Genomic DNA, 25560 nt, shown 5'->3' with positions numbered 1-25560 from the left:
TCCTTAAGGCAGCAAGCTCTTCACGTTGATCGGCTCGGCTTCATTCTGCGCGGCGCCTTTTGGCTTACCGGCAATCGCCATACCTGCAACACGATAGAAGTTGTAGTCAGGGTTTTTACCGGGACCGGAGATCAGCAGATCTTCTTTCTCGTAAACCAGGTCCTGCCGCTTGAACTCGGCCATTTCGAAATCCGGTGTCAGCTGGATCGCGGTGGTCGGGCAGGCTTCCTCGCAGAGGCCGCAGAAAATGCAGCGCGAGAAGTTGATGCGGAAGAAGTCCGGGTACCAGCGACCGTCTTCGGTTTCAGCTTTCTGCAGCGAGATGCAACCCACCGGGCACGCCACGGCGCACAGGTTGCAGGCTACACAACGCTCTTCGCCGTCGGGGTCGCGGGTCAGGACGATACGGCCACGGAAACGCGGCGGCAGGTACACGGGTTCTTCCGGGTACTGCAGCGTGTCGCGCTTGCGGAAGGCGTGGCCGAAGATCATCACCAGGCTGCGAAGCTGGGTGAAGAAGCCATGCACGATGTCAAAAATGTACTTCATGATTCTCTATCCTCACTGAGCCGCGACGGCGGGCGTGTTGAGCAACACGATCGCAGCGGTCACCAGCATGTTGACGAGGGTCAGCGGCAGGCAGAACTTCCAGCTGAAGTCCATCACTTGGTCATACCGTGGGCGCGGAATCGAGGCGCGCAGCAGGATGAAGAACATGATGAAGAACGCGGTTTTCAGTGCGAACCAGATGAACGGGATCTGCGGCAGCAGGCCGAACGGGCCGTGCCAGCCACCGAAGAACAGCGTAACCAGCAGCGCCGAGATCAACACGATGCCGATGTACTCACCTACGAAGAACATGCCCCATTTCATGCCGGCGTATTCAATGTGGTAACCGTCGGCCAGTTCCTGTTCCGCTTCCGGCTGGTCGAACGGGTGACGGTGAGTCACGGCGACGCCAGCGATGAAGAAGGTCAGGAAACCGAAGATCTGCGGAATGATGAACCACATGTTCTGCGCTTGGTATTCAACGATGTCGCGCATGTTGAACGAGCCAACCTGGATCACGATGCCCATCAGCGACAGGCCCATGAACACTTCGTACGACACGGTTTGTGCCGAGGCCCGCAAGCTGCCCAACAGGGCGAACTTGTTGTTACTCGACCAGCCGGCGAACAGCACCGCGTAGACCGACAGACCCGCCATGGCGAAGAAGAACAGGATGCCGATGTTGATATCCGCCACGCCCCAGGTCGGGGTGATCGGGATGATCGCGAAGGCAATCAGCAAGGCGCTCATGGCCACGACCGGTGCCAGGGTGAAGATCACTTTGTCGGCGAACGGCGGGGTCCAGTCTTCCTTGAAGAACATCTTGATCATGTCGGCCGCAATCTGGAACGCGCCGAACGGGCCGACGCGGTTCGGACCGTAACGGTCCTGCCAGAGGGCGAGCAAACGACGCTCGACCCAGCTCAGCAGCGCGCCGCAAACCACTACGGCGAGCAGAATCACGATGGCCTTGAGGACCGCGATGATTACGTCGATCACTTCAGGAGTGAACCAGGTCATAGCGCTGCCTCCTGCAGACCGTCAACGGATTTGCCAAAGATGGCTGGTGGAATGCCGGCGATACCTGCAGGCAATGCGACCAGACCGGCACCCAGCTCTTCGTTGATGCGCAGCGGCAGACGCAAAGTCTGACCAGCAACGTTCAAGCTCAGCAGGGCACCGTCATTGACACCCAGGCGATCGGCTTCGGACTTGGCCAGCGACACGTAGGCGGCCGGGATGCGTTCTTGCACTGGCGCGGCTTTGGAAGAGTTTTCTTCGCTGCCGAACAGGTGGAAGAACGGTACGACCTGCCAGGTGCCTGGAGCCGGGTTGAACGCACGCGGAACACTGGCGAACCAGTTCAGCGAATCACCAGTGCTTTCGATCAGGCGAGTGCCCGGGTCGCCAGCGCGCAGGTGACCACCGACTTCGTCCTGGAACTTGTTCCAGGCTTGCGGCGAGTTCCAGCCCGGAGACCAGGCGAAAGGTACTTGCTGACGCGGTTCGGCGGAGCCCGAGTAACCTTCCATCGAGAACGAGAATGCAGTGTCGTTATCCTGGGAGGTACGCGGTTCGTGCACGCTGATGTCGGCGCGCATGGCGGTACGACCGGAGTAACGCAGCGGTTCGCGCGCCAGTTTCAGGCCTTTGATCCGGAATGCGGCGGACGGTGCGGCATCGACGATACGCGCCAGTTGCGGCGTGCTTGCAGCAACGGCAGCGGTGACGTGGTCCAGTTGGGTCCAGTCGATCGGCTGGTTCAGCAGGGTCGAACGCAGGGCATGCAGCCAGCGCCAGCCTTCGTGAACCAGAATGCTCGCGTCGAGGTAAGTCGGGTCGAAGACCTGGAAGAAACGCTGGGCGCGGCCTTCCTGGCTGACCAGCGTACCGTCGCCTTCAGCGAAGCTGGCCGCTGGCAGTACCAGATGCGCGCGATCGCTGGTGGCAGTCTTCTGATGGTCCGCCACGATCACCACTTTCGCGGCGTTCAGGGCAGCATCGACCTTGGATTTGTCGGTACGGGTGTACAGATCGTTTTCCAGCACGACGATGGCGTCGGCCTTACCGTCGATCACGGCTTGCAGCGCTTCGTCGACCGAGTTGCCGCCGAGCATGGCCAGGCCGAGGCTGTTGGCCTCCGGCACGATCAGACTGATGGAACCGTTCTTCTCGCGCAGCTTCAGGGCTTTGGCGATGTTCGCCGCCGCTTCGATCAGCGCCTTGGAACCCAGCGAGGTACCGGCAATGATCAGCGGACGCTTGGCGGCGAGCAGGGCGTCGGCAATGCGCTTGGCCAGCGCCAGAGCTTCGGTGTCCAGACCTTCAACGGCCGGTGCGCTGGCGTCGAGGGCATGAGCCACGGCGAAACCGATGCGGGCCAGGTCGTCCGGTGCGGCGTGAACGCATTCTTCAGCGATGTCGTCGAGCTTGGTTTCAGCCAGGCTGGCGATGAACAGCGGGTTCAGTTCGTGCTGGCCGATGTTCTTCACCGCGGCGTCGAGCCATGGCTGAACGCGCATGGCGTCGGCCATGTCTTCGGCCTTGCCCTTGACCGATTGACGCAGGGCCAGGGCCATACGCGCAGCGGTCTGGGTCAGGTCTTCGCCGAGGACGAAAATCGCATCGTGGTCTTCGATGTCGCGCATGTTCGGGATCGGCAGCGGGCTGTCTTTGAGCACCTGCATGACCAGACGAATGCGTTCCAGCTCCGAGGCTTCGATACCGGAGTAGAAGTGCTCGGCGCCGACCAGTTCGAGCAGCGCGTAGTTGCTTTCGAGGCTGGCGCGTGGCGAACCGATACCGACGATGTTGCGACCGCGCAGCAGGTCGGCGGCTTTATCCAGTGCTTCGTCCAGGCTCAGTTTCGCGCCGTTGGCCAGCAGTGGCTGACGTGGGCGATCCTTGCGGTTGACATAGCCATAGCCGAAACGGCCACGGTCGCACAGGAAGTACTGGTTCACCGAACCGTTGAAGCGGTTTTCAATGCGGCGCAGTTCGCCGTAACGCTCGCCCGGGGAGATGTTGCAACCGCTGGAGCAGCCATGGCAGATGCTCGGCGAGAACTGCATGTCCCACTTGCGGTTGTAGCGCTCGGAGTGAGTCTTGTCGGTGAACACACCGGTCGGGCAGACCTCGGTGAGGTTGCCGGAGAACTCGCTTTCCAGGGTGCCGTCTTCAACGCGACCGAAGTACACGTTGTCGTGGGCGCCAAACACACCGAGGTCGGTGCCGCCGGCGTAGTCCTTATAGAAGCGCACGCAGCGGTAGCAGGCGATGCAGCGGTTCATTTCGTGGGAAATGAACGGGCCCAGTTGCTGGTTCTGGTGAGTACGCTTGGTGAAGCGATAACGGCGCTCGTTGTGGCCGGTCATCACCGTCATGTCTTGCAGGTGGCAGTGACCGCCTTCCTCACAGACCGGGCAGTCGTGAGGGTGGTTGGTCATCAGCCATTCAACGACGCTTGCGCGAAACACTTTCGCTTCTTCGTCGTCGATGGAGATCCAGCTGCCGTCGGTGGCGGGGGTCATGCAGGACATGACGATCCGACCACGCTTGTCGTTCTCGTCGGTGTACTGCTTGACCGCGCACTGGCGGCAAGCGCCAACGCTGCCAAGGGCTGGGTGCCAGCAGAAATAAGGGATATCGAGGCCTAGCGACAGACATGCCTGTAACAGGTTGTCTGCCCCATCGACTTCGAGCTCTTTGCCGTCTACGTGGATAGTGGCCATGGTTCAAAGTTCTTCGTTGGCCCGGTGTCAGCGGGCGTGGCTAATGGAATCTTGTTATCCGTCCAAATCCAAACAGCCTCGAAAGGCGTCATCGGACGAAAGGCGAACGGCACGGACCGTTCGCCTTTTTTAAAGCGTTAAGCGCCGACTACGATCGGCTTTGCCAGAGGCGGGACGACGGCGCGGGTAGGCGCGATGCCGGCTTCGAACTCTGGACGGAAGTATTTGATGGCACTGCCCAACGGCTCCACGGCACCCGGTGCGTGAGCACAGAAGGTTTTGCCTGGGCCGAGGAAACCGACCAGACCCAGCAGGGTCTCGATATCGCCGGCTTGCCCTTCACCGTTCTCGATCGCGCGCAGCAGCTTGACGCTCCACGGCAGACCGTCACGGCATGGGGTGCAGAAACCACACGATTCACGGGCGAAGAACTCTTCCATGTTGCGCAGCAGGGACACCATGTTGACGCTGTCGTCCACCGCCATGGCCAGGCCGGTACCCATACGGGTGCCCACTTTGGCGATGCCGCCGGCGTACATTTGTGCGTCCAGGTGTTCCGGCAACAGGAAGCCGGTACCGGCGCCGCCTGGCTGCCAGCACTTGAGCTTGTAACCGTCGCGCATGCCACCGGCGTAGTCTTCGAACAACTCGCGACCGGTAACGCCGAACGGCAATTCCCACAGGCCCGGGTTCTTGACCTTGCCGGAGAAGCCCATGAGCTTGGTGCCCATGTCTTCGCTGCCTTCGCGGGCCAACGATTTGTACCAGTCCACGCCGTCGGCAATGATTGCCGGCACGTTGCACAGGGTTTCAACGTTGTTCACGCAAGTCGGCTTGCCCCACACGCCCACGGCGGCAGGGAAGGGCGGCTTGGAGCGCGGGTTGGCGCGGCGGCCTTCGAGGGAGTTGATCAGTGCGGTTTCTTCACCGCAGATGTAACGCCCGGCACCGGTGTGGACGAACAGCTCGAAATCGAAGCCGCTGCCCAGGATGTTCTTGCCCAGCAGACCTGCTGCCTTGGCTTCTTCCACGGCACGGTTCAGGTGCTTGGCGGCGGTGGTGTATTCGCCACGCAGGAAGATGTAGCCACGGTAGGTTTTCAGCGCGCGAGCACTGATCAGCATGCCTTCGATCAGCAGATGGGGCAGTTGCTCCATCAGCATGCGGTCTTTCCAGGTGTTCGGCTCCATTTCATCCGCGTTGCACAGCAGGTAGCGGATGTTGATGGATTCGTCCTTGGGCATCAGGCCCCACTTCACGCCAGTGGGGAAGCCTGCACCGCCGCGACCTTTGAGGCCGGAGTCTTTCACGGTCTGGACGATGTCGTCCTGGGCCATGTCGGCGAAGGCCTTGCGTGCGGCGGCGTAACCGTTCTTGGCCTGGTACTCGTCGAGCCATACGGCTTCGCCGTCGTCACGCAGGCGCCAGGTGAGCGGGTGAGTCTCTGCGACACGCTTGATGCGGTTGGCAGGACCAAAGGAAGTCAGGGTCATACGTAGCCCTCGAGCAATTTGGCAACGCCGGCAGGCTGCACATCACCGAATGTGTCGTCGTCGATCATCAACGCCGGCGCCTTGTCACAGTTGCCGAGGCAGCAGACCGGCAGCAGGGTGAAGCGACCGTCGGCGGTGGTCTGGCCCAGGCCGATGCCCAGCTTGCTCTGGATTTCGCTGACCACCGATTCATGGCCGCCGATGTAGCAGACCATGCTGTCGCAGACGCGGATGATGTGACGGCCGACTGGCTGACGGAAGATCTGGCTATAGAAAGTAGCCACTCCTTCAACGTCGCTGGCCGGGATGCCGAGGATTTCGCCGATGGCGTAGAGCGCGCCGTCAGGCACCCAACCACGTTCCTTCTGAACGATCTTCAGGGCTTCGATCGACGCCGCGCGCGGGTCTTCGTAGTGATGCAGCTCGTGCTCGATGGCCGAGCGCTCGGTTTCGCTGAGGGCGAAACGGTCTGTCTGGATAAGCGGGCTGTTCATGCTTAGCGGTCCACGTCGGCCATAACGAAATCGATACTACCCAGGTACGCGATCAAGTCCGCGACCATGCTGCCTTTGATCACCGAAGGGATCTGCTGCAGGTGCGGGAAGCTTGGGGTACGAATCCGGGTGCGGTAGCTCATGGTGCCGCCATCGCTCGTCAGGTAATAACTGTTGATGCCCTTGGTCGCTTCGATCATCTGGAAGGATTCGTTGGCCGGCATGACCGGGCCCCACGAAACTTGCAGGAAGTGCGTGATCAGGGTCTCGATGTGCTGCAGCGTGCGCTCTTTTGGCGGCGGCGTGGTCAGCGGGTGATCCGCCTTGTACGGGCCTTCCGGCATGTTGCGCAGGCACTGCTCGATGATCTTGATGCTCTGGCGCATTTCTTCGACGCGAACGATGCAACGGTCGTAGGCATCGCCATTGGCCGCCAGCGGGACTTCGAATTCGAAGTTTTCGTAGCCGGAGTAGGGGCGAGCTTTACGCAGGTCGAAATTGCAACCGGTCGAACGCAGGCCGGCACCGGTGACGCCCCATTCCAGGGCTTCCTTGGTGTTGTAGGCGGCAACGCCGATGGTCCGGCCACGCAGGATGCTGTTGTCCAGTGCGGCTTTCTGGTATTCGTCCAGACGCTTTGGCATCCACTCGACGAAATCCTTGACCAGTTTTTCCCAGCCGCGCGGCAGGTCGTGGGCGACACCACCGATGCGGTACCAGGCCGGGTGCAGGCGGAAACCGGTAATGGCTTCGATCACCGTGTACGCCTTCTGGCGGTCGGTGAAGGTGAAGAACACCGGAGTCATGGCGCCGACGTCCTGGATGTAAGTCCCCAGGAACAGCAGGTGGCTGGTGATCCGGAAGAACTCGGCCATCATGATGCGGATGACGTCGACCTTCTCGGGCACCTTGATGCCGGCCAGCTTCTCGACCGAGAGCACGTACGGCAGGTTGTTCATCACGCCGCCGAGGTAGTCGATACGGTCGGTGTACGGAATGAAGCTGTGCCAGGACTGGCGCTCGGCCATCTTCTCGGCACCACGGTGGTGGTAGCCGACGTCCGGTACGCAGTCAACGATCTCTTCACCGTCCAGCTGCAGGATGATACGGAACGCACCGTGGGCCGAAGGGTGGTTCGGACCCAGGTTGAGGAACATGTAGTCCTCGTTCGGGCCGGAACGCTTCATGCCCCAGTCTTCAGGCTTGAAGCGCGCGGCTTCCTCCTCGAGCTGTTGCTTGGCCAGGGTCAGGCTGAACGGATCGAACTCGGTGGCACGGGCCGGGAAGTCCTTGCGCAGCGGGTGACCTTCCCAGGTCGGCGGCATCATGATGCGGCTCAGGTGCGGGTGGCCGGCAAAGTGAATGCCGTACATGTCCCACACTTCACGCTCGTACCAGTTGGCGTTCGGCCAGATGCTGGTGACGGTCGGCAGGTTGAGGTCGCTCTCGGACAAGGCGACCTTGATCATTACGTCACTATTACGTTCGATCGACATCAAGTGATAGAACACAGTGAAGTCGACGCCGTTTGGCAGCCCTTGACGCTTGGTGCGCAGACGCTCGTCCACGCCGTGCAGGTCATAGAGCATGACGTACGGCTTGGGCAGGTTGCGCAGGAAAGTCAGGACTTCGACGAGTTTGGCACGGGCAACCCAAAGCACCGGCATGCCGGTGCGGGTAGGCTGGGCGGTGAACGCCTCTGGGCCAAAACGGTTGTTCAGTTCGACGACCACATCCTGGTCGTCTGCCTTATAAGGCGGGATGTACAGAGCACTGCCTGCAGTCATGGTTATTTATCGCTTTCGGTCAACGTAAAGAATGAAGCCAGTTTCTCGTTCTATAAAAGAAGCAGAGCTGGATCAGACTTCGTCGGGGCTGCGCAGGTTGGTTACCTGAATACGCTGTTCGCGGCGCTGTTCCTTTTGCGAAGGCATCTCGGCGCGGTAAACGCCTTGATCGCCAACGACCCAGGAAAGTGGGCGACGCTCCTGGCCAATCGACTCCTGCAACAGCATCAAGCCTTGCAGAAAAGCTTCAGGGCGGGGTGGGCAGCCAGGCACGTAGACGTCCACGGGCAGGAACTTGTCCACCCCTTGAACGACGGAGTAGATGTCGTACATGCCACCGGAGTTGGCGCACGAACCCATGGAAATGACCCATTTAGGTTCGAGCATCTGCTCGTAGAGACGCTGAATGATCGGCGCCATCTTGATGAAGCAGGTACCGGCGATAACCATGAAATCCGCCTGACGCGGCGATGCCCGGATGACCTCGGCGCCAAAGCGCGCGATGTCGTGGGGCGCCGTGAAGGCGGTGGTCATTTCCACGTAGCAGCACGAAAGACCGAAGTTATACGGCCACAGGGAGTTCTTGCGCCCCCAGTTGATCGTGCCGTTGAGCACGTCTTCGAGCTTGCCCATGAAAATGTTTTTGTGAACTTGATCTTCTAACGGATCGGAAACGGTTTCCCGTTGGCCAATCGGATACTGCTCGTTAGGAGCATCGGGGTCGATCCTGGTGAGATTGTATTGCATTGCCAAAGCCTCATTGTTTCAGCTTCGCTTGCCGCTTAAGACGAGCTGCCGGAGCCCAGTCAAGGGCGCCCACTCGAAATAGGTAGACAAGACCTGCCAACAGAATTGCTATGAAAACGAGAGCTTCGACGAATCCGGTCCAGCCGCTTTCGCGGACGGACACAGACCAGGCAAAGAGAAAGAGGGCTTCGATATCGAAGATCACGAAGAGCATCGCGACCAGATAGAATTTGGCTGAGAGCCGCAAGCGGGCGCCACCTGTAGGTAGCATGCCGGACTCGAACGGTTCGTTTTTGCTGCGGCCCCAGGCTTTTGACCCGAGGAGGCTGGAGACGCCGAGCATGAAGGCGCAAAGGCCGCCGACACCCAGAAGGAAAATGGCAAAGCCCCAGTTGTGGGCCATGAGTCCGGTCGCTTCGGGCATGCTGGTAATCCTTAACAGAGAGCAAAGGTCTCTGAGCTTGATAAAGAAATATGGCAGTGACGATATGTCGCAGCAATCAATCCCACTGATTTTATGGCTAAACACCCTGCAAGTAAAATTCCTATAGCGAAATTATTTATTGGAATAAGGACATGGCGCACCTCCAAAGCCCTGTAGCCCATGCGGTCCGGGCATTAGCGGGGGTTTTGTCAAATATGTTTTGTAGGGAATGTAACGAACATAGTTGTCGCTAAATGATAATCAATGTTATTTGGTGTGGTTTTCAAACTGTTTAGTGGGCAGCGGTTCGGGAAGTTGTCTTATATGCGCGTTACTGCAAGTAGCGCGCGGGGTGGTTTTACCTTGTTTTCCTGATCGTGAAACTGCTCTGGATCAAGGTTTTTGCGCAGGTTGCCGGCGCTCCCCCTTGTAGGAGCTGTCGAGTGAAACGAGGCTGCGATCTTTTGGCGCTTTTTCAGAAGCAAGATCAAGGGATCGCAGCCTCGTTTCACTCGACAGCTCCTACAGGGTTTTGCGGTGTTCAAGGAATCGCAGGCAAAAAAAACGCCCCGAACCAGTCGGGGCGTCAGATGAGCGGCTTTGCGGTTAGCTTTTTATTCGGTCCGCAAGGGCCGTTTGTTTAAGCGAAGCAGATCAGTGGAACTGTTCTTCTTCGGTCGAACCGGTCAGCGCGGTTACCGAAGACGTGCCGCCCTGGATCACGGTGGTCATGTCGTCGAAGTAGCCGGTGCCCACTTCCTGCTGGTGAGCCACGAAGGTGTAGCCCTTCGCGGCGTCGGCGAACTCTTGCTCTTGCAGCTTCACGTAGGCAGTCATGTCGTTGCGGGCGTAGTCGTGCGCCAGGTTGAACATGCTGTGCCACATGTTGTGAATGCCGGCCAGGGTGATGAACTGGTGCTTGTAACCCATGGCGGACAGTTCGCGCTGGAACTTGGCGATGGTCGCGTCGTCCAGGTTTTTCTTCCAGTTGAAGGAAGGCGAGCAGTTGTACGACAGCAGTTGGTCCGGGTATTCCTTTTTGATCGCTTCGGCGAAGCGACGAGCCTCGTCCAGATCCGGCTTGGCGGTTTCGCACCAGATCAGGTCGGCGTACGGCGCGTAGGCCAGGCCGCGAGCGATGGCCTGGTCGAGACCGGCACGCACTTTGTAGAAACCTTCCTGAGTACGTTCGCCAGTCACGAATGGTTTGTCGTACGGGTCGCAATCGGACGTCAGCAAATCAGCTGCGTTAGCGTCGGTACGGGCCAGGATGATGGTCGGTGTACCGGCAACGTCAGCCGCCAGACGGGCAGCGGTCAGCTTCTGTACAGCTTCCTGGGTCGGAACCAGTACCTTGCCGCCCATGTGGCCGCATTTTTTCACGGAAGCCAGTTGGTCTTCGAAGTGAACGCCGGCGGCGCCTGCTTCGATCATGCTCTTCATCAGCTCGTAGGCGTTCAGTACGCCACCGAAGCCGGCTTCAGCGTCAGCCACGATCGGTGCGAAGTAGTCGATGTAACCTTCGTCGCCCGGGTTCTTGCCGGCTTTCCACTGGATCTGGTCAGCACGACGGAACGAGTTGTTGATGCGCTTGACCACGGTTGGAACCGAATCCACCGGGTACAGCGACTGGTCCGGGTACATCGATTCGGCGGAGTTGTTGTCCGCGGCTACTTGCCAGCCCGACAGGTAGATCGCCTGGATGCCGGCCTTGACTTGTTGCACAGCCTGGCCGCCGGTCAGGGCGCCCATGCAGTTGACGAAATCTTTCTCAGGGCGGAAGGACGGCTTGGCACCCTGGGTAACCAGATTCCAGAGCTTCTCGGCGCCCATTTTTGCAAAGGTGTGCTCAGGTTGAACCGAGCCACGCAGGCGGACGACGTCAGCAGCGGAGTAAGCGCGAGTCACGCCTTTCCAGCGTGGGTTTTCAGCCCAGTCTTTTTCGAGGGCTGCAATTTGCTGTTCGCGTGTCAGTGCCATGGAGATAAACCTCGTCGCATAGGTCTGGGGTGGAAAATTCCTGCTCCTGCCCACTACGCAAATCAGGCGTAAGAGGCTGCTCGCTGACCAGAAGCTTAGGCGGTCAAGTCGGGTTTGGCGGGGATGGCGACGGGATGAACGATGGGCTCGAGGGGAAGTGAGCAGGTAAGGGCGAACTGGCGAGCGCATTCGGGCGTCGTGGGCCTTGGTGCGAACTTCAGTGTGGAGCCGGGTTACCTAATTACGCTTCCGTCCCTCGGGACAACTTCGTTCCAGTCGGCAACCTCGTCAAACACACCTTGTGGGCGGTACAGACACGAATCGGTTCGCGGGGTAGGGTGCGAACAGCGACTCGAAAGCCCTTGCCAGGGCCTCTGATTAGCGGGAGCGAGGCCATCATGCCTTTGCTTTTTTGGCTCGTCAAACGTTTTGTAGTGCTTTTTTTCAAGCACTACATCTTTGGTCTAATACGACTAATCAGTCAGTTTTTGGTGCTTTAGTCCAAGGTGTCGACTTTCACCCGCAAAGTCATGTCATCCCGGCCCTGAGTCGAGTAGCTGCGGGTCAGGCCCTGTTTGTCGGCCTGAGTCTGACGATTCACGCCGGCCAGGGTGATCCACTCGCCCAGTCGGCCGCTGACAGTTGTGTCGGTACTTTGCACGTTCACTACATCGGGACGTTCCTGGCTCATCCGGTCACGGTTGGTACTGATAGCCAGATGAACGATGTCGCCGGTGACGCTGGCGGTGACGTAGAAACCCTGGGTGACATTGCGGTATTCAGTCTGGCTGCGCGGGTCGCCGTAGCTGTCGGTCTGGGTGCTGGTGAGCGGCACGCTTTGGCCGACCTGGATCAGCGCCGGTGCGCCTTCGCTGGCCTGAACCTGCTGGATACCGCCTTCACGGCTGTCGGTGCTGCGATTGATGATGCGGGTCTGATTCGGTGCGGCGCCATTTATCGAGTAGCCCTGATCGCCCTGAAAGTTGTTTTCATTGGTGTCGACGGTGATCAGCAAGCGTTTGGGGGCGGTGTCGAGTTGCGCGAGGAAGGCCTTGAGTTCGTCGATCTTGCCGGGGTCGGCATTGACGATCAGTTGGTTGCCGTAGGCGCTGACCTTGCCGTCCTTGCCGATGAAATCCTGCGCCACTGGCAGCAGGTCGGCGCTGGTGCGGTAATTCAGGGGCACGATCTCGGTGGCGGCCATGACCGAAAAACTGCAGGTCAGCAGCAGCGTGGTGAGCAGGGTGCGTAGGGACATATCCGTTATCTCCGCTTTCAAAGTCTTGATGATATTGCCAGTTTGTCGGCCTGGCGTGGTGCGAGTTGAATCACAGACAGCAAAACGCCCCGGCATCCGAGAATGGCGGGGCGTTTTGTGGTGTTCTTGATATGTATTTGTGGTGAGGGGACTTGCCCCCTCACCACAGGGAATCAAGTCGAGTGACGCACCATGTCTACATGGGGAATCCCGGCTTCCAGGAATTCCTCACTGACCATGCTGAAACCCAGGCGCTCATAGAACGCCGTGGCTTGCACTTGCGCGCTCAGCATCTGCTGCTTCAGCCCGCGCTTCTCGGCTTCACCGATCACCGCTTGCATCAGCGCATCGCCAACCTTCATGCCGCGCCAGTCTTTCAGTACCGACACCCGGCCGATGTGACCGTCGGGCAACAGGCGGGCGGTGCCGATCGGAAAGTCGCCTTCGAAGGCCAGGAAATGCACCGCTGTGGCGTCATCGGCATCCCATTCCAGTTCAGGCGGAACGGATTGCTCGGCGACGAATACCGCTTCACGAATGCGCCGGATCTCGGCGTTGTCCTTTTGCCAGTCTGCGACACGTACGTGAATCTTATTCATCGGCAAACCCCAGGCTGCCCTGCTTGACCAGTTCACATAGCAGGCCACGGCCGTCTTCGTCGCTCAGCCATGGGCCGAGGTTATCGATATGCAGGGCGTCGGCGGCGCAGATCATTTTCAGCAGCTCGCGCAGCTTGCCCGGCAGGTAACGGCTCTGGCCGCTGGCGAACAGCAGCAGGTCGTCGTCGACTTCCGACCAGGCCAGACGTGCACTCGGGTTGCGAATCAGCACGGCACCTTCTTCGAGCGCACTGAGGAAGTCTTGCTCTTCGACTTCTTCCGGGCCGACCACCAGTTCCGGGTAGCGCGGCTCGGTCATGAACTGGCCGAACCAGGTCAGCAGCAGGCGCTCGTCGCTCATGTGCTCGGCCAGCAGGCTTTTGAGGCGATCGAGGGCATCGTGCTGGATCTGATGGGGATCGACCGCCGGCAGGGCGTCGGCGTCGGTGTAGCGCTCTTCGTCCGTCAGGAACTGGCTGAGGAAGTCGGTGAAGTGGGTCAGCACTTCAGCGGCGCTCGGGGCGCGGAAGCCGACCGAGTAGGTCATGCAATCATCGACAGCCACACCAGAATGAGCCAGGCGCGGCGGCAGGTAGAGCATGTCGCCCGGTTCCAGCACCCACTCATCGGTGGCTTCGAAATCGGCGAGGATGCGCAGGTCGGCGTGTTGCAGCAGCGGGCTCTCGGAATCGCACATCTGGCCGATTTTCCAGTTGCGCTTGCCGTGGCCTTGCAGCAGGAACACGTCGTAGTTATCGAAGTGCGGACCGACGCTACCACCCGGGGCGGCAAAGCTGATCATCACGTCGTCGACGCGCCAGCTCGGCAGAAAACGGAAATTTTCCAGCAGTTCGGCAACTTCCGGCACGAATTGGTCGACGGCTTGCACCAGCAGAGTCCATTCGCGTTCCGGCAGTTTGCTGAATTCGTCTTCGGCGAACGGGCCGCGGCGCAATTCCCAAGGGCGCTCGCCGTGCTCGATCACCAGGCGCGATTCGACTTCTTCTTCCAGCGCCAGGCCGGCCAGTTCGTCGGCGTCGATCGGGCTTTCGAAATCAGGAATCGCCTGACGGATCAGCAGGGGTTTTTTCTGCCAGTAGTCGCGCAGGAATTCCCGTGCCGTGATGCCGCCCAGAAGTTGAAGAGGAATATCAGGATTCATGTGTAACCTATTGAAAAAATGCACTTTTCAGACGGGAATAAAAACGCCCGGCGGCGCCGGGCGTCTCAAACGGGTAGAGCGGTCGATCAGATGCGTTTGGCTTGTGCCACAGCGTTGCCGATGTAGTTGGCCGGGGTAAGCAGTTTCAGCTCAGCCTTGGCGGCGGCTGGCATGTCCAGGCCGTCGATGAAGGTTTGCAGTGCTTCAGGGCTGATGCCTTTGCCGCGCGTCAGCTCTTTGAGCTTCTCGTACGGGTTTTCGATGTTGTAGCGACGCATCACGGTCTGGATTGGCTCGGCCAATACTTCCCAGCAAGCGTCCAGGTCGGCGGCAATCTTTTGCTCGTTGAGCTCCAGTTTGCTGATGCCTTTGAGGCTGGCTTCGTACGCGATCACGCTGTGGGCGAAGCCGACACCGAGGTTGCGCAGTACGGTGGAGTCGGTCAGGTCGCGCTGCCAGCGGGAGATTGGCAGTTTACTCGCCAGGTGCTGGAACAGTGCGTTGGCGATGCCCAGATTGCCTTCGGAGTTTTCGAAGTCGATCGGGTTGACCTTGTGCGGCATGGTCGACGAACCGATTTCGCCAGCGATGGTGCGCTGTTTGAAATAACCCAGGGAGATGTAGCCCCAGATGTCGCGGTCGAAGTCGATCAGGATGGTGTTGAAGCGCGCGATCGCGTCGAACAGCTCGGCGATATAGTCATGCGGTTCGATCTGCGTGGTGTACGGGTTGAAGCCCAGGCCCAGCTCGTCTTCGATGAAGGCGCGAGCGTTGGCTTCCCAGTCGATCTCAGGGTAGGCCGACAGGTGAGCGTTGTAGTTGCCGACGGCGCCGTTGATCTTGCCCAGCAGCGGAACGGCAGCGACTTGAGCGATTTGACGCTCCAGACGGTAAACCACGTTCGCCAGTTCTTTGCCCAGGGTGGTCGGCGATGCCGGTTGACCGTGGGTGCGCGACAGCATCGGCACGTCTGCGAAACGGATGGCCAGTTCGCGGATGGCGTTGGCGGTCTGGCGCATCAGCGGCAGCATCACGTCATCACGGCCTTCACGCAGCATCAGGGCGTGGGACAGGTTGTTGATGTCCTCGCTGGTGCAGGCAAAGTGGATGAACTCGCTGACCTTGGCCAGTTCCGGCAGCTTGGCCGCCTGCTCTTTAAGCAGGTATTCAATGGCTTTGACGTCGTGGTTGGTGGTGCGCTCGATCTCTTTGACACGCTCGGCGTGCTCCAGAGAGAAGTTTTCCGCCAGGGTGTTCAACACCGCGTTGGCTTCGGCGGAGAACGCCGGCACTTCGCTGATGGCAGGGTGAGCGGCCAGGCGCTGGAGCCAGCGCACTTCAACCAGAACGCGAGCACGGATCAGACCGTATTCGCTGAAAATTGGGCGCAGGGCCTGGGTTTTGCCGGCGTAGCGGCCGTCAACAGGGGAAACCGCAGTGAGCGAAGAGAGCTGCATGGGGTGTTCTCGGACAGTCGGGCAACGAAATGGGGCGCGTATCATACATGAAAAAAATCCGCCGGTCCGTTGCCAACTGACCGGCGTATTACGCGTTACTGACTACAAAACGGTATTGCGGGCGCGGTTCAGCTGCTGCGCATCAGCGGGTAAAGCTCTTTAAGCAACTTGCGTCGGCTGATCACCAACTGCCAGCGATGACCGCCCAACTGCCGCCACAGGCGTGCCGAACGAATCCCGGCCAGCAACAGTGCGCGGATTTTCGAGGCATTGCTCGGTTGTTGCAGGTTGCGCATGTCGCCATGCACCTGAATCCGTTGGCGCAAGGTGCTCAGGGTGTCCTGGTACAGCGCACCGCAAGCGGCGATCACGTTTTCGTGGGCCGGGCCGAAGTGTTCGACCTGGGACTGAATCTGCGGCAGGCGTTTGCCGATCACGTCCAGCATGTCATTACGCTTGGCCAATTGGCGCTCCAGCCCCAGCATCGCCAGGGCATAGCGCAGTGGTTCACGCTGAAGGGTACTGGGGTCGCGTTCCAGGGCGCCGATCAATGCGCGATAGCCTTCGCGCAAATTGATGTCGTCGCCGCCGTACACTTCCAGAGTGTCCTTGGGGTCGCGAATCAACAGGCTGCCGAGCATGCAAGTCAGGCCGGCTTCGTTGGTCTGGCCGGTCTTGGCTATCTTGTCGACCAGCACGGCGGCGAGAAACACGCCGCCCAGGGCCGTCAGTTGCTCCTGAGTCGGGCTCATGAACGCTGGTCCTTGCTGGTCCAGGGTTCGGCCACTTCGATCACGCCGCCGCCGAGGCAGATTTCACCGTCGTAGAACACCACGGATTGGCCCGGAGTGACCGCGCGTTGCGGGTCATCAAAGGTGGCGCGGTAGCCGGTGGCGGTCTTTTCCAGGGTGCAAGGCTGGTCGCTCTGGCGATAACGCACCTTGGCGGTCAGCCTGCGCGGCTCGGTCAAATCGATCGGGTTGACCCAATAGATGTCCGAGGCGAGCAGGGCGCGGGAGAACAGCCACGGGTGGTCATTGCCCTGGCCAACGATCAACTCGTTGTGTTCCAGGTCCTTGATCAGCACGTACCATGGCTCTTCACCGGCGTCTTTCAGGCCGCCGATGCCCAGACCCTGCCGCTGGCCGATGGTGTGATACATCAGGCCATGGTGACGGCCGATGACTTCACCGTCGGTGGTCTTGATCTCGCCGGGCTGGGCCGGCAGGTATTGCTTGAGGAAGTCGCTGAAGCGGCGTTCGCCGATAAAGCAGATTCCGGTGGAATCCTTTTTCTTCGCGGTGGCCAGGTCGTGTTTCTCGGCAATCGCGCGCACTTCGGGTTTTTCCAGCTCGCCGACCGGGAACAGCGTCTTGGCGATCTGTTCGCCGCCGACGGCGTGCAGGAAGTAGCTCTGGTCCTTGTTCGGATCCAGGCCCTTGAGCAGTTCGGTGCGACCATCGATGTCGCGGCGACGCACGTAGTGGCCGGTGGCGATCAGGTCGGCGCCGAGCATCATGGCGTAGTCGAGGAACGCCTTGAACTTGATCTCGCGGTTGCACAGGATGTCCGGGTTCGGCGTGCGGCCGGCCTTGTATTCGGCCAGGAAGTGCTCGAACACGTTGTCCCAGTACTCGGCGGCGAAGTTGGCGGTGTGCAGCTTGATGCCAATCTTGTCGCACACGGCCTGTGCGTCCGCCAGGTCATCCATGGCGGTGCAGTATTCCGTTCCATCGTCTTCTTCCCAGTTCTTCATGAACAGGCCTTCCACCTCATAACCCTGCTCGATCAGCAGGAGAGCGGAAACGGAAGAGTCCACGCCGCCGGACATACCGACAATGACGCGCTTCTTTTGTGTGGCAGAAGGGGCTGGATCACGCATAGGGATTTAATGAGTGTCTTGAAAAAGGACGCGATTCTAGCAGGCTCAAGCCTGCAAGGCTAAAGAGAAGGGCGGATCAGCTCGAGGCTGAAGTGTTTACCGTCCAGATAATCATCGATGCAGCGGATGATCAGCTCACTGCGCCAGTTTGCGCGCTGTTGCAGCAGTTCGTCACGCGTCAGCCATTTTGCGCCGACAATACCGTCGTCCAATTGATAATCGGGATGGTGTTTCAGCGCTTTGGCGGTGAAGCAGACGCGTTGATAGGTCACTCCGTTGCTCGGGGCGGTGTAGAGATAAATGCCTATTACGCCGGTTGGCTCGACGTCCCAGCCGGTTTCTTCGAGGGTTTCGCGTACGGCGGCCTCGATCAGGGTTTCGTCCGGGTCCAGATGACCGGCGGGCTGATTGAGCACCGTTCGTCCGTGTTTGGATTCTTCGACCATCAGGAAGCGACCGTTGTCTTCGACGATGGTGGCGACGGTGATGTGGGGTAGCCAATCCATGAAATGTCCTCGATTCATTATGGGGTGCTACAAAGGTTGCGTGTGCCACAAACAGAAACCCCGGCACTGGGCCGGGGCTTCCTTGCATCCTTACAACCTTAAACCAGCGCAGCAATCGCGGCGTTGAAGGTTGCGCTCGGGCGCATGGCCTTGCTGATCAGCTCGGCATTGGCGTGGTAGTAACCGCCGATGTCCACTGGCTTGCCCTGAACGGCGTTGAGCTCGGCAACGATGGTTGCTTCGTTCGCGGTCAGGGTTTTGGCCAGCTCGCCGAACTGCGCTTGCAGTACAGCGTCTTCGGTCTGGGCGGCCAGGGCCTGAGCCCAGTACAGCGCCAGGTAGAAGTGGCTGCCGCGGTTGTCGATGTTGCCGACTTTGCGCGATGGCGACTTGTTGTTGTCGAGGAACTGGCCAGTGGCCTGATCCAGAGTCTTGGCCAGCACCAGCGCTTTAGGGTTGTTGTAAGTCACACCCAAATGCTCAAGGGAAGCGGCCAGGGCCAGGAACTCGCCCAGGGAATCCCAACGCAGGAAGTTTTCTTCCAGCAGTTGCTGAACGTGCTTCGGTGCCGAACCGCCAGCGCCGGTTTCGAACAGACCGCCGCCATTCATCAGCGGAACGATCGACAGCATCTTGGCGCTGGTGCCCAGTTCCATGATCGGGAACAGGTCAGTCAGGTAGTCGCGCAATACGTTGCCGGTCACCGAAATGGTGTCGAGGCCGGAGCGAGTACGCTCCAGGGTGAACTTCATCGCCTCGACTGGCGACATGATGCGGATGTCCAGGCCAGAAGTGTCGTGATCCTTCAGGTAAGCCTGAACTTTCTCGATCACTACGCCGTCGTGGGCGCGCATTGGGTCCAGCCAGAAAATCGCCGGAGTGCTGCTTGCGCGAGCACGGTTGACGGCCAGTTTGACCCAGTCCTGGATCGGTGCGTCTTTGGTCTGGCACATGCGGAAGATGTCGCCGGCTTCAACCGACTGTTCCAGCAGCAGGGTGCCTTTGCTGTCGGTGACACGAACAACGCCGTTGGCCTTGATCTGGAACGTCTTGTCGTGCGAGCCGTACTCTTCGGCTTTTTTCGCCATCAGGCCAACGTTTGGCACGCTGCCCATGGTGGTCGGATCGAAGGCGCCGTTTGCCTTGCAGTCTTCAATCACCGCCTGGTAGATGGTGGCGTAGCAGCGATCCGGGATCACGGCCTTGGTGTCGTGCAGCTGGCCGTCGGTGCCCCACATCTTGCCGGAGTCACGGATCATTGCTGGCATCGAGGCGTCGACGATGACGTCGCTCGGCACGTGCAGGTTGGTGATGCCTTTGTCGGAGTTGACCATAGCCAGCGAAGGGCGAACGGCGTAGACCGCCTGGATGTCCGCTTCGATCTGCGCTTGTTGATCGCCAGGCAAAGCCTTGATGCGAGCGTACAGGTCGCCGATGCCGTTGTTCAGGTTGAAGCCGATCTGCGCCAGCACGTCAGCGTGCTTGGCCAGTGCGTCTTTATAGAACTCGGCAACGATCTGGCCGAACATGATCGGGTCGGAGACCTTCATCATGGTGGCTTTGAGGTGAACCGACAGCAGCACGCCTTTGGCCTTGGCGTCTTCGATCTCGGCTGCGATGAAGCTGCGCAGCGCGTTTTTGCTCATGACCGCGCAATCGAGGATCTCACCGGCTTGTACGGTGGTTTTTTCTTTCAGGACGGTGGTGGTGCCGTCTTGAGCGATCAGTTCGATTTTAACGGCGTCAGCGGCGTCGATCAGGGCGGCTTTTTCGCTGCCGTAGAAATCGCCGGTGCTCATGTGAGCCACGTGGGACTTGGAGTCCTTGGCCCAGGCGCCCATTTTGTGCGGGTGCTTGCGCGCATAGTTCTTGACCGACAGCGGTGCACGACGATCGGAGTTGCCTTCACGCAGAACCGGGTTTACGGCGCTGCCCTTGATCTTGTCGTAGCGGGCCTTGGCTTCTTTGTCGGCGTCGCTGGTCACGGTTTCCGGGTAGTCCGGCAGTGCATAGCCCTGGGCTTGCAGCTCTTTGATCGCGGCCTGCAGTTGCGGAACCGAAGCGCTGATGTTCGGCAGCTTGATGATGTTGGCTTCAGGTGTAACGGCCAGGTCGCCCAGTTCGGCGAGGTGGTCGGCTACCGCTTTGTCACCCAATTGCTCGGGGAAGCTGGCCAGGATGCGCCCTGCAAGAGAGATATCGCGGGTTTCAACGGCGATATCAGCGGAGGCGGTGAAGGCCTCTACGATAGGCAGCAGTGAATAGGTGGCGAGGGCTGGGGCTTCGTCGGTGAAGGTATAGATGATCTTCGAGCGGGTGGGCATATTCGGATTAACTCTCTCTTCTTTGCTAAAGCGTGCACAGAAACTCGAGGGGCGCCGGGTAAGCGCGTTCGTTCAAAGTCATCCATGAGCCGAATGTCGAGGTTTCTTTGCTGTGATGTTGGGTGCATCGGTCGAGCGTCAAGCGGGTGGACTGCGGTAACAATCCTGCTTTTTCGGGCCCGGAGTCTCGTAATAGAGAGATCGGCCGTCGTGACTCTGTGGTCAGCGGCGGCATTATACATAGGTAGCTGGCAATCTGCCGATGGTTCATATGCAACGATTCTCGTCCATTGGTCTAAAGGTCGCAGGCAGGTGTGGGGAGTAGCCTTGTATGGCGTGCTTGAGTTTGGCGCTTTTCCCTTTACTTTCAGGCTTGTAGGTCGCGAACTGTGCAGCTTTGCGGCAGATGGACGGAACATAGGGTTTGCGCGCCGATTCAACTGGGGTACGCTCGGGACAAGCCAGATGTTCAATCCAAACAATGGAGTTCAGCATGGGATACAAGAAGATTCAGGTTCCAGCCGTCGGCGAAAAAATCACCGTCAACGCGGACCATTCTCTCAATGTTCCTAACAACCCGATCATCCCCTTCATTGAAGGCGATGGTATTGGTGTTGATATCAGCCCGGTCATGATCAAGGTTGTCGATGCTGCTGTTAAGAAGGCTTACGGCGGCGAGCGCAAAATTTCCTGGATGGAAGTCTACGCCGGGGAGAAAGCGACTCAGGTTTACGATCAGGACACCTGGCTGCCTCAGGAAACCCTGGACGCGGTCAAGGATTACGTGGTTTCCATCAAGGGCCCTCTGACCACGCCGGTCGGCGGTGGCATCCGTTCCCTGAACGTGGCGCTGCGCCAGCAACTCGACCTGTATGTGTGCCTGCGTCCAGTGCGCTGGTTCGAAGGCGTACCGAGCCCGGTCAAGAAACCAGGCGACGTCGACATGACCATCTTCCGCGAAAACTCGGAAGACATTTATGCCGGCATCGAATGGAAGGCCGGTTCGCCGGAAGCGACCAAGGTCATCAAGTTCCTTAAAGAAGAAATGGGCGTCACCAAGATCCGTTTCGACCAGAATTGCGGTATCGGCGTCAAGCCGGTTTCCCTGGAAGGCACCAAGCGTCTGGCGCGCAAGGCTCTGCAATATGTGGTCGACAATGACCGCGACTCGCTGACCATCGTGCACAAAGGCAACATCATGAAGTTCACCGAAGGTGCCTTCAAGGAATGGGCCTACGAAGTGGCGGCCGAAGAATTCGGTGCGACCCTGCTCGATGGCGGTCCGTGGATGCAGTTCAAGAACCCGAAAACCGGCAAGAACGTCATCGTCAAGGACGCCATCGCCGACGCCATGCTTCAGCAGATCCTGCTGCGTCCGGCCGAGTACGATGTGATCGCCACCCTGAACCTCAACGGTGACTACCTCTCCGACGCCCTGGCGGCGGAAGTGGGCGGTATCGGTATTGCGCCGGGTGCGAACCTGTCCGACACCGTGGCCATGTTCGAAGCCACCCACGGCACCGCGCCGAAGTACGCCGGCAAGGACCAGGTCAACCCGGGTTCGCTGATTCTGTCCGCTGAAATGATGCTGCGCCACATGGGCTGGACCGAAGCGGCCGATCTGATCATCAAGGGCACCAATGGCGCCATTGGTGCTAAAACCGTGACCTACGACTTCGAGCGTCTGATGGACGGTGCCAAACTGGTGTCGTCTTCGGGCTTCGGTGATGCGCTGATCTCGCACATGTAAGCGAAGAGCGGCTGCAATAAAACCGCCCGGCTTGAGTGATCGAGTCGGGCGGTTTTTTTATGACTGGATGCCTTGGGTGGTATGAATCAGCTCACGGCTTTGGCGTGGCTGCTGGTAGCGGCTGCTGCTGCGGCTGCTGCGGCTGCTGCGTCAATGGCCACTTTGTCCATAATTTTGACGGCATGCAGCCCCTTGGGGCCTTGAACAATGTCAAAGTATACGGCTTGCCCGGCCTTGAGGGTCTTGTATCCATTCATATCAATGGCTGAGTAGTGGGCAAAGAAATCGATTTCTTTTCCGTCCTCGTCACGACCTTCCCTGGCGTCGGTATTAATGAAACCGAACCCCTTGGCATTGTTGAACCATTTCACCTTACCGACAGCCATACCCATATCCCTCTGCAACAGACTCCATCACTGGAGTATCATCCAGTTAATCCGCAGTCTAATCTTGCAAACAGGATTGACTCCGCGGACCTTTTTTACCCACTGTGGGCTCTATTGGTTGTAACACCGTTTTCCCGATAGTCAAGGTGACCGGGTAGTCGGAGTTGAAATCGTCGATGGGCGCCCCCACCACTGTATTTGCACAACTGACGAACCTTTCTTTCCATGCATGCAATCAGCCAGATTCGACTAACATTCAATCAGGATCGCCCTGATTTACACGACGACGATTCCGCAGGCATTGCTGTTCAGGAGGCTAAGCCTGCTTTACAGGCGCCGCCTATGTACAAGGTGGTTTTGTTCAACGATGACTACACACCGATGGATTTCGTCGTCGAAGTGCTCGAGGTGTTTTTTAACCTGAATCGCGAGCTGGCGACCAAGGTCATGCTGGCCGTCCATACAGAAGGACGGGCAGTATGTGGAGTGTTTACCCGCGACATCGCCGAGACCAAGGCCATGCAGGTCAACCAGTACGCCAGGGAAAGCCAGCATCCGCTACTCTGTGAAATCGAGAAGGACGGTTAATCGCCGACCACTTGGGTATGAGGTGAAGCTATGTTAAACCGCGAGCTCGAAGTCACCCTCAATCTAGCCTTCAAGGAGGCTCGTTCGAAGCGTCATGAATTCATGACCGTCGAACACCTGCTGCTGGCCCTATTGGATAATGAGGCTGCCGCTACCGTTTTGCGTGCCTGCGGCGCAAACCTCGACAAACTCAAGCATGACCTGCAGGAGTTCATCGACTCCACCACGCCATTGATCCCCTTGCATGACGAGGATCGTGAAACCCAGCCAACCCTGGGCTTCCAGCGTGTACTGCAACGTGCTGTCTTTCATGTACAGAGCTCGGGCAAACGCGAAGTGACTGGCGCCAACGTGCTGGTCGCGATCTTCAGTGAGCAAGAGAGTCAGGCAGTGTTTCTGCTGAAACAGCAGAGCGTTGCGCGCATTGATGTCGTCAACTACATCGCCCATGGCATTTCCAAAGTACCAGGGCATGGCGATCACTCTGAAGGTGAACAAGATATGCAGGACGACGAGGGCGGTGAGTCTTCTTCTTCAGGCAATCCTCTGGATGCTTATGCCAGCAACCTCAACGAGCTCGCGCGCCAGGGTCGTATCGATCCATTGGTAGGCCGTGAACTCGAAGTCGAGCGCGTCGCGCAGATCCTGGCGCGTCGTCGCAAAAACAATCCGTTGCTGGTGGGCGAGGCGGGCGTGGGTAAAACCGCGATTGCCGAAGGTCTGGCCAAACGCATTGTCGACAATCAGGTGCCGGACCTGCTGGCCAACAGCGTGGTGTATTCCCTCGATCTGGGGGCTTTGCTGGCCGGAACCAAATACCGCGGCGATTTCGAGAAGCGCTTCAAGGCGTTGCTCAATGAACTGAAAAAACGTCCGCAGGCGATCCTGTTCATCGACGAGATCCACACCATCATCGGTGCGGGCGCTGCGTCCGGTGGCGTCATGGATGCCTCGAACCTGCTCAAGCCATTACTGTCGTCGGGCGATATCCGTTGCATCGGTTCGACCACGTTCCAGGAATTCCGCGGGATCTTCGAGAAGGACCGTGCTTTGGCCCGGCGCTTCCAGAAGGTCGATGTGTCGGAGCCTTCGGTGGAAGACACCATCGGTATCCTGCGTGGCCTGAAAGGGCGTTTCGAGCTCCATCACAACATTGAATACAGTGATGAAGCCCTGCGCGCCGCTGCCGAACTGGCGTCGCGTTACATCAATGACCGGCACATGCCAGACAAAGCCATCGACGTCATCGATGAGGCGGGCGCCTATCAGCGTCTGCAGCCGGTCGAGAAACGCGTGAAACGCATCGAGGTGCCTCAGGTCGAGGACATCGTTGCGAAAATCGCGCGAATTCCGCCAAAACACGTCACCAGCTCCGACAAAGAGCTGCTGCGCAACCTTGAGCGTGACCTGAAGCTCACGGTATTCGGTCAGGATGCGGCGATCGACTCACTGTCGACCGCGATCAAACTGTCCCGTGCCGGCCTCAAGTCGCCTGACAAGCCCGTCGGTTCGTTCCTGTTCGCAGGCCCGACCGGTGTCGGTAAAACCGAAGCTGCGCGTCAGCTGGCCAAGGCGTTGGGGGTCGAGCTGGTTCGCTTCGACATGTCCGAGTACATGGAGCGCCACACCGTATCGCGTCTGATCGGTGCGCCTCCAGGCTATGTCGGGTTCGACCAGGGCGGTCTGCTGACCGAAGCCATCACCAAGCAGCCTCACTGCGTATTGTTGCTCGATGAAATCGAGAAGGCGCATCCGGAAGTTTTCAACCTGCTGTTGCAGGTCATGGACCACGGTACGCTGACCGATAACAACGGGCGCAAGGCGGACTTCCGTAACGTGATCGTCATCATGACGACCAACGCCGGTGCCGAGACTGCAGCGCGTGCTTCGATCGGTTTCACCTATCAGGACCACTCGTCCGATGCGATGGAAGTGATCAAGAAGAGCTTCACGCCGGAATTCCGCAACCGTCTGGACACCATTATCCAGTTTGGTCGCCTCAGTCATGAGGTCATCAAAAGCGTGGTGGACAAGTTCCTTACCGAACTTCAGGCGCAGCTGGAAGACAAGCGTGTGCTGCTGGAAGTCACCGACGCTGCTCGCAGCTGGCTGGCTGCCGGTGGTTACGACGTGACCATGGGGGCTCGACCAATGGCGCGCTTGATTCAGGACAAGATCAAGCGTCCGCTGGCGGAGGAGATTCTCTTTGGCGAACTGGCTGAGCATGGCGGTGTGGTGCACATCGACATCAAGGACGGCGAGCTGACCTTCGAGTACGAGACCACGGCTGAAATGGCCTGACGTTAACCGCAACAAAGCAAAAGGCGCCGAAAGGCGCCTTTTTGCTGTCTGGCCGACACACCGACACCCCCCCCTGCGCAATCGGGTTTCGGCGGCCGTTAAATCGCAGGCAAACAAAAACGCCCGGCATAGCCGGGCGTTT

At 59.1% G+C, this 25560-nt stretch carries 21 protein-coding genes; 3 read left to right on the top strand and 18 right to left on the bottom strand.

All coding sequences use genetic code 11. The annotated features are described in order from the left end of the window. Nucleotides 1-3: 3 nt before the first annotated feature. The 17 genes from nuoI to LOY36_RS17795 form a co-directional block, all read right to left on the bottom strand. On the bottom strand, nucleotides 4-549 hold the full coding sequence (gene nuoI, locus LOY36_RS17875; protein ID WP_007940875.1) for an NADH-quinone oxidoreductase subunit NuoI: 546 nt from the start codon (nucleotides 547-549) through the stop codon (nucleotides 4-6). Nucleotides 550-561: 12 nt separating this feature from the next. Continuing rightward, nucleotides 562-1569, bottom strand: coding sequence for an NADH-quinone oxidoreductase subunit NuoH (gene nuoH, locus LOY36_RS17870; RefSeq protein ID WP_018925509.1), 1008 nt, complete (start codon nucleotides 1567-1569; stop codon nucleotides 562-564). Next, nucleotides 1566-4280, bottom strand: coding sequence for an NADH-quinone oxidoreductase subunit NuoG (gene nuoG / locus LOY36_RS17865; protein WP_258669450.1), 2715 nt, complete (start codon nucleotides 4278-4280; stop codon nucleotides 1566-1568). Before nuoG ends, nuoH begins: the two co-directional genes overlap by 4 nt. 137 nt (nucleotides 4281-4417) lie before the next feature. Continuing rightward, a complete protein-coding gene (nuoF, locus tag LOY36_RS17860; protein ID WP_258669446.1) occupies nucleotides 4418-5773 on the bottom strand; it encodes an NADH-quinone oxidoreductase subunit NuoF in 1356 nt (451 codons plus the stop codon). Then, the gene (nuoE, locus tag LOY36_RS17855; RefSeq protein WP_007940871.1) at nucleotides 5770-6267 is read right to left on the bottom strand and encodes an NADH-quinone oxidoreductase subunit NuoE; all 498 of its coding nucleotides are present in this window, start codon (nucleotides 6265-6267) and stop codon (nucleotides 5770-5772) included. Before nuoE ends, nuoF begins: the two co-directional genes overlap by 4 nt. A 2-nt stretch (nucleotides 6268-6269) precedes the next feature. Next, entirely contained in the window at nucleotides 6270-8054 is a 1785-nt protein-coding gene (gene nuoC / locus LOY36_RS17850; RefSeq protein WP_019648471.1) for an NADH-quinone oxidoreductase subunit C/D, read from the bottom strand. A gap of 72 nt (nucleotides 8055-8126) precedes the next feature. Then, nucleotides 8127-8801, bottom strand: coding sequence for an NADH-quinone oxidoreductase subunit B family protein (locus tag LOY36_RS17845; protein ID WP_007940869.1), 675 nt, complete (start codon nucleotides 8799-8801; stop codon nucleotides 8127-8129). 10 nt (nucleotides 8802-8811) lie between these two features. Then, nucleotides 8812-9225 carry an NADH-quinone oxidoreductase subunit A gene (locus LOY36_RS17840; protein WP_007940868.1) on the bottom strand — a complete coding sequence of 138 codons (414 nt, stop codon included), beginning with the start codon at nucleotides 9223-9225 and terminating at the stop codon, nucleotides 8812-8814. Nucleotides 9226-9879: 654 nt separating this feature from the next. Then, nucleotides 9880-11205: an isocitrate lyase gene (aceA, locus tag LOY36_RS17835; protein ID WP_007940867.1), complete on the bottom strand. Its 1326-nt coding sequence runs from the start codon at nucleotides 11203-11205 to the stop codon at nucleotides 9880-9882. A gap of 496 nt (nucleotides 11206-11701) precedes the next feature. Beyond that, entirely contained in the window at nucleotides 11702-12463 is a 762-nt protein-coding gene (locus LOY36_RS17830) for a secretin N-terminal domain-containing protein (RefSeq protein ID WP_019648473.1), read from the bottom strand. A 173-nt stretch (nucleotides 12464-12636) separates the two neighbouring features. Next, nucleotides 12637-13062 (bottom strand): GNAT family N-acetyltransferase, encoded by a 426-nt coding sequence (locus LOY36_RS17825; RefSeq protein WP_019580080.1) that lies wholly within the window; start codon nucleotides 13060-13062, stop codon nucleotides 12637-12639. Beyond that, nucleotides 13055-14224: a cupin domain-containing protein gene (locus LOY36_RS17820; RefSeq protein ID WP_258669426.1), complete on the bottom strand. Its 1170-nt coding sequence runs from the start codon at nucleotides 14222-14224 to the stop codon at nucleotides 13055-13057. The genes LOY36_RS17825 and LOY36_RS17820 overlap by 8 nt, the downstream gene beginning before the upstream one ends. An 86-nt stretch (nucleotides 14225-14310) precedes the next feature. Then, nucleotides 14311-15681, bottom strand: coding sequence for an adenylosuccinate lyase (purB, locus tag LOY36_RS17815; RefSeq protein WP_007940861.1), 1371 nt, complete (start codon nucleotides 15679-15681; stop codon nucleotides 14311-14313). Nucleotides 15682-15809: 128 nt separating this feature from the next. Further along, a complete protein-coding gene (gene hflD, locus LOY36_RS17810; protein WP_007940860.1) occupies nucleotides 15810-16433 on the bottom strand; it encodes a high frequency lysogenization protein HflD in 624 nt (207 codons plus the stop codon). Then, the gene (mnmA, locus tag LOY36_RS17805) at nucleotides 16430-17563 is read right to left on the bottom strand and encodes a tRNA 2-thiouridine(34) synthase MnmA (protein ID WP_258669414.1); all 1134 of its coding nucleotides are present in this window, start codon (nucleotides 17561-17563) and stop codon (nucleotides 16430-16432) included. Before mnmA ends, hflD begins: the two co-directional genes overlap by 4 nt. Nucleotides 17564-17622: 59 nt before the next feature. Further along, nucleotides 17623-18069, bottom strand: a complete 447-nt coding sequence (locus LOY36_RS17800) for an NUDIX hydrolase (protein ID WP_018925520.1) — start codon at nucleotides 18067-18069, stop codon at nucleotides 17623-17625. Between the two features lie 98 nt (nucleotides 18070-18167). Next, a complete protein-coding gene (locus LOY36_RS17795; RefSeq protein WP_258669405.1) occupies nucleotides 18168-20393 on the bottom strand; it encodes an NADP-dependent isocitrate dehydrogenase in 2226 nt (741 codons plus the stop codon). 493 nt (nucleotides 20394-20886) lie between these two features. Here LOY36_RS17795 and icd point away from each other — a divergent pair, with 493 nt between their 5' ends. Beyond that, complete coding sequence (icd, locus tag LOY36_RS17790; RefSeq protein ID WP_019580084.1) at nucleotides 20887-22143, top strand: NADP-dependent isocitrate dehydrogenase; 1257 nt, start codon at nucleotides 20887-20889, stop codon at nucleotides 22141-22143. A gap of 86 nt (nucleotides 22144-22229) precedes the next feature. Here the strand turns inward: icd and LOY36_RS17785 are convergent, their stop codons facing one another. Then, on the bottom strand, nucleotides 22230-22529 hold the full coding sequence (locus tag LOY36_RS17785; RefSeq protein ID WP_309475216.1) for a cold shock domain-containing protein: 300 nt from the start codon (nucleotides 22527-22529) through the stop codon (nucleotides 22230-22232). A 225-nt stretch (nucleotides 22530-22754) separates the two neighbouring features. Here LOY36_RS17785 and clpS point away from each other — a divergent pair, with 225 nt between their 5' ends. Further along, nucleotides 22755-23117 (top strand): ATP-dependent Clp protease adapter ClpS, encoded by a 363-nt coding sequence (clpS, locus tag LOY36_RS17780; protein WP_015094394.1) that lies wholly within the window; start codon nucleotides 22755-22757, stop codon nucleotides 23115-23117. A gap of 30 nt (nucleotides 23118-23147) precedes the next feature. Beyond that, nucleotides 23148-25418 (top strand): ATP-dependent Clp protease ATP-binding subunit ClpA, encoded by a 2271-nt coding sequence (gene clpA, locus LOY36_RS17775; RefSeq protein WP_019648478.1) that lies wholly within the window; start codon nucleotides 23148-23150, stop codon nucleotides 25416-25418. The last annotated feature ends 142 nt before the right edge of the window (nucleotides 25419-25560 follow it).

Source organism: Pseudomonas sp. B21-019 (genome assembly GCF_024749225.1).
GTDB lineage: Bacteria > Pseudomonadota > Gammaproteobacteria > Pseudomonadales > Pseudomonadaceae > Aquipseudomonas.
Note: the sequence above shows the minus strand (reverse complement) of the source record. Positions and strands in the feature narration are given on the sequence as shown.

Bases quoted from the DNA above. Each gene is read 5' to 3' on its own strand.
- clpA (WP_019648478.1), top strand. From the start codon at position 23,148: ATGTTAAACCGCGAGCTCGAAGTCACCCTCAATCTAGCCTTCAAGGAG.
- LOY36_RS17845 (WP_007940869.1), bottom strand. From the start codon at position 8,801: ATGCAATACAATCTCACCAGGATCGACCCCGATGCTCCTAACGAGCAG.
- LOY36_RS17840 (WP_007940868.1), bottom strand. From the start codon at position 9,225: ATGCCCGAAGCGACCGGACTCATGGCCCACAACTGGGGCTTTGCCATT.
- LOY36_RS17795 (WP_258669405.1), bottom strand. From the start codon at position 20,393: ATGCCCACCCGCTCGAAGATCATCTATACCTTCACCGACGAAGCCCCA.
- icd (WP_019580084.1), top strand. From the start codon at position 20,887: ATGGGATACAAGAAGATTCAGGTTCCAGCCGTCGGCGAAAAAATCACC.
- hflD (WP_007940860.1), bottom strand. From the start codon at position 16,433: ATGAGCCCGACTCAGGAGCAACTGACGGCCCTGGGCGGCGTGTTTCTC.
- purB (WP_007940861.1), bottom strand. From the start codon at position 15,681: ATGCAGCTCTCTTCGCTCACTGCGGTTTCCCCTGTTGACGGCCGCTAC.
- nuoI (WP_007940875.1), bottom strand. From the start codon at position 549: ATGAAGTACATTTTTGACATCGTGCATGGCTTCTTCACCCAGCTTCGC.
- nuoC (WP_019648471.1), bottom strand. From the start codon at position 8,054: ATGACTGCAGGCAGTGCTCTGTACATCCCGCCTTATAAGGCAGACGAC.
- aceA (WP_007940867.1), bottom strand. From the start codon at position 11,205: ATGGCACTGACACGCGAACAGCAAATTGCAGCCCTCGAAAAAGACTGG.
- LOY36_RS17820 (WP_258669426.1), bottom strand. From the start codon at position 14,224: ATGAATCCTGATATTCCTCTTCAACTTCTGGGCGGCATCACGGCACGG.
- LOY36_RS17785 (WP_309475216.1), bottom strand. From the start codon at position 22,529: ATGGCTGTCGGTAAGGTGAAATGGTTCAACAATGCCAAGGGGTTCGGT.
- LOY36_RS17825 (WP_019580080.1), bottom strand. From the start codon at position 13,062: ATGAATAAGATTCACGTACGTGTCGCAGACTGGCAAAAGGACAACGCC.
- nuoE (WP_007940871.1), bottom strand. From the start codon at position 6,267: ATGAACAGCCCGCTTATCCAGACAGACCGTTTCGCCCTCAGCGAAACC.
- nuoH (WP_018925509.1), bottom strand. From the start codon at position 1,569: ATGACCTGGTTCACTCCTGAAGTGATCGACGTAATCATCGCGGTCCTC.
- LOY36_RS17800 (WP_018925520.1), bottom strand. From the start codon at position 18,069: ATGGATTGGCTACCCCACATCACCGTCGCCACCATCGTCGAAGACAAC.
- nuoG (WP_258669450.1), bottom strand. From the start codon at position 4,280: ATGGCCACTATCCACGTAGACGGCAAAGAGCTCGAAGTCGATGGGGCA.
- nuoF (WP_258669446.1), bottom strand. From the start codon at position 5,773: ATGACCCTGACTTCCTTTGGTCCTGCCAACCGCATCAAGCGTGTCGCA.
- clpS (WP_015094394.1), top strand. From the start codon at position 22,755: ATGCATGCAATCAGCCAGATTCGACTAACATTCAATCAGGATCGCCCT.
- mnmA (WP_258669414.1), bottom strand. From the start codon at position 17,563: ATGCGTGATCCAGCCCCTTCTGCCACACAAAAGAAGCGCGTCATTGTC.
- LOY36_RS17830 (WP_019648473.1), bottom strand. From the start codon at position 12,463: ATGTCCCTACGCACCCTGCTCACCACGCTGCTGCTGACCTGCAGTTTT.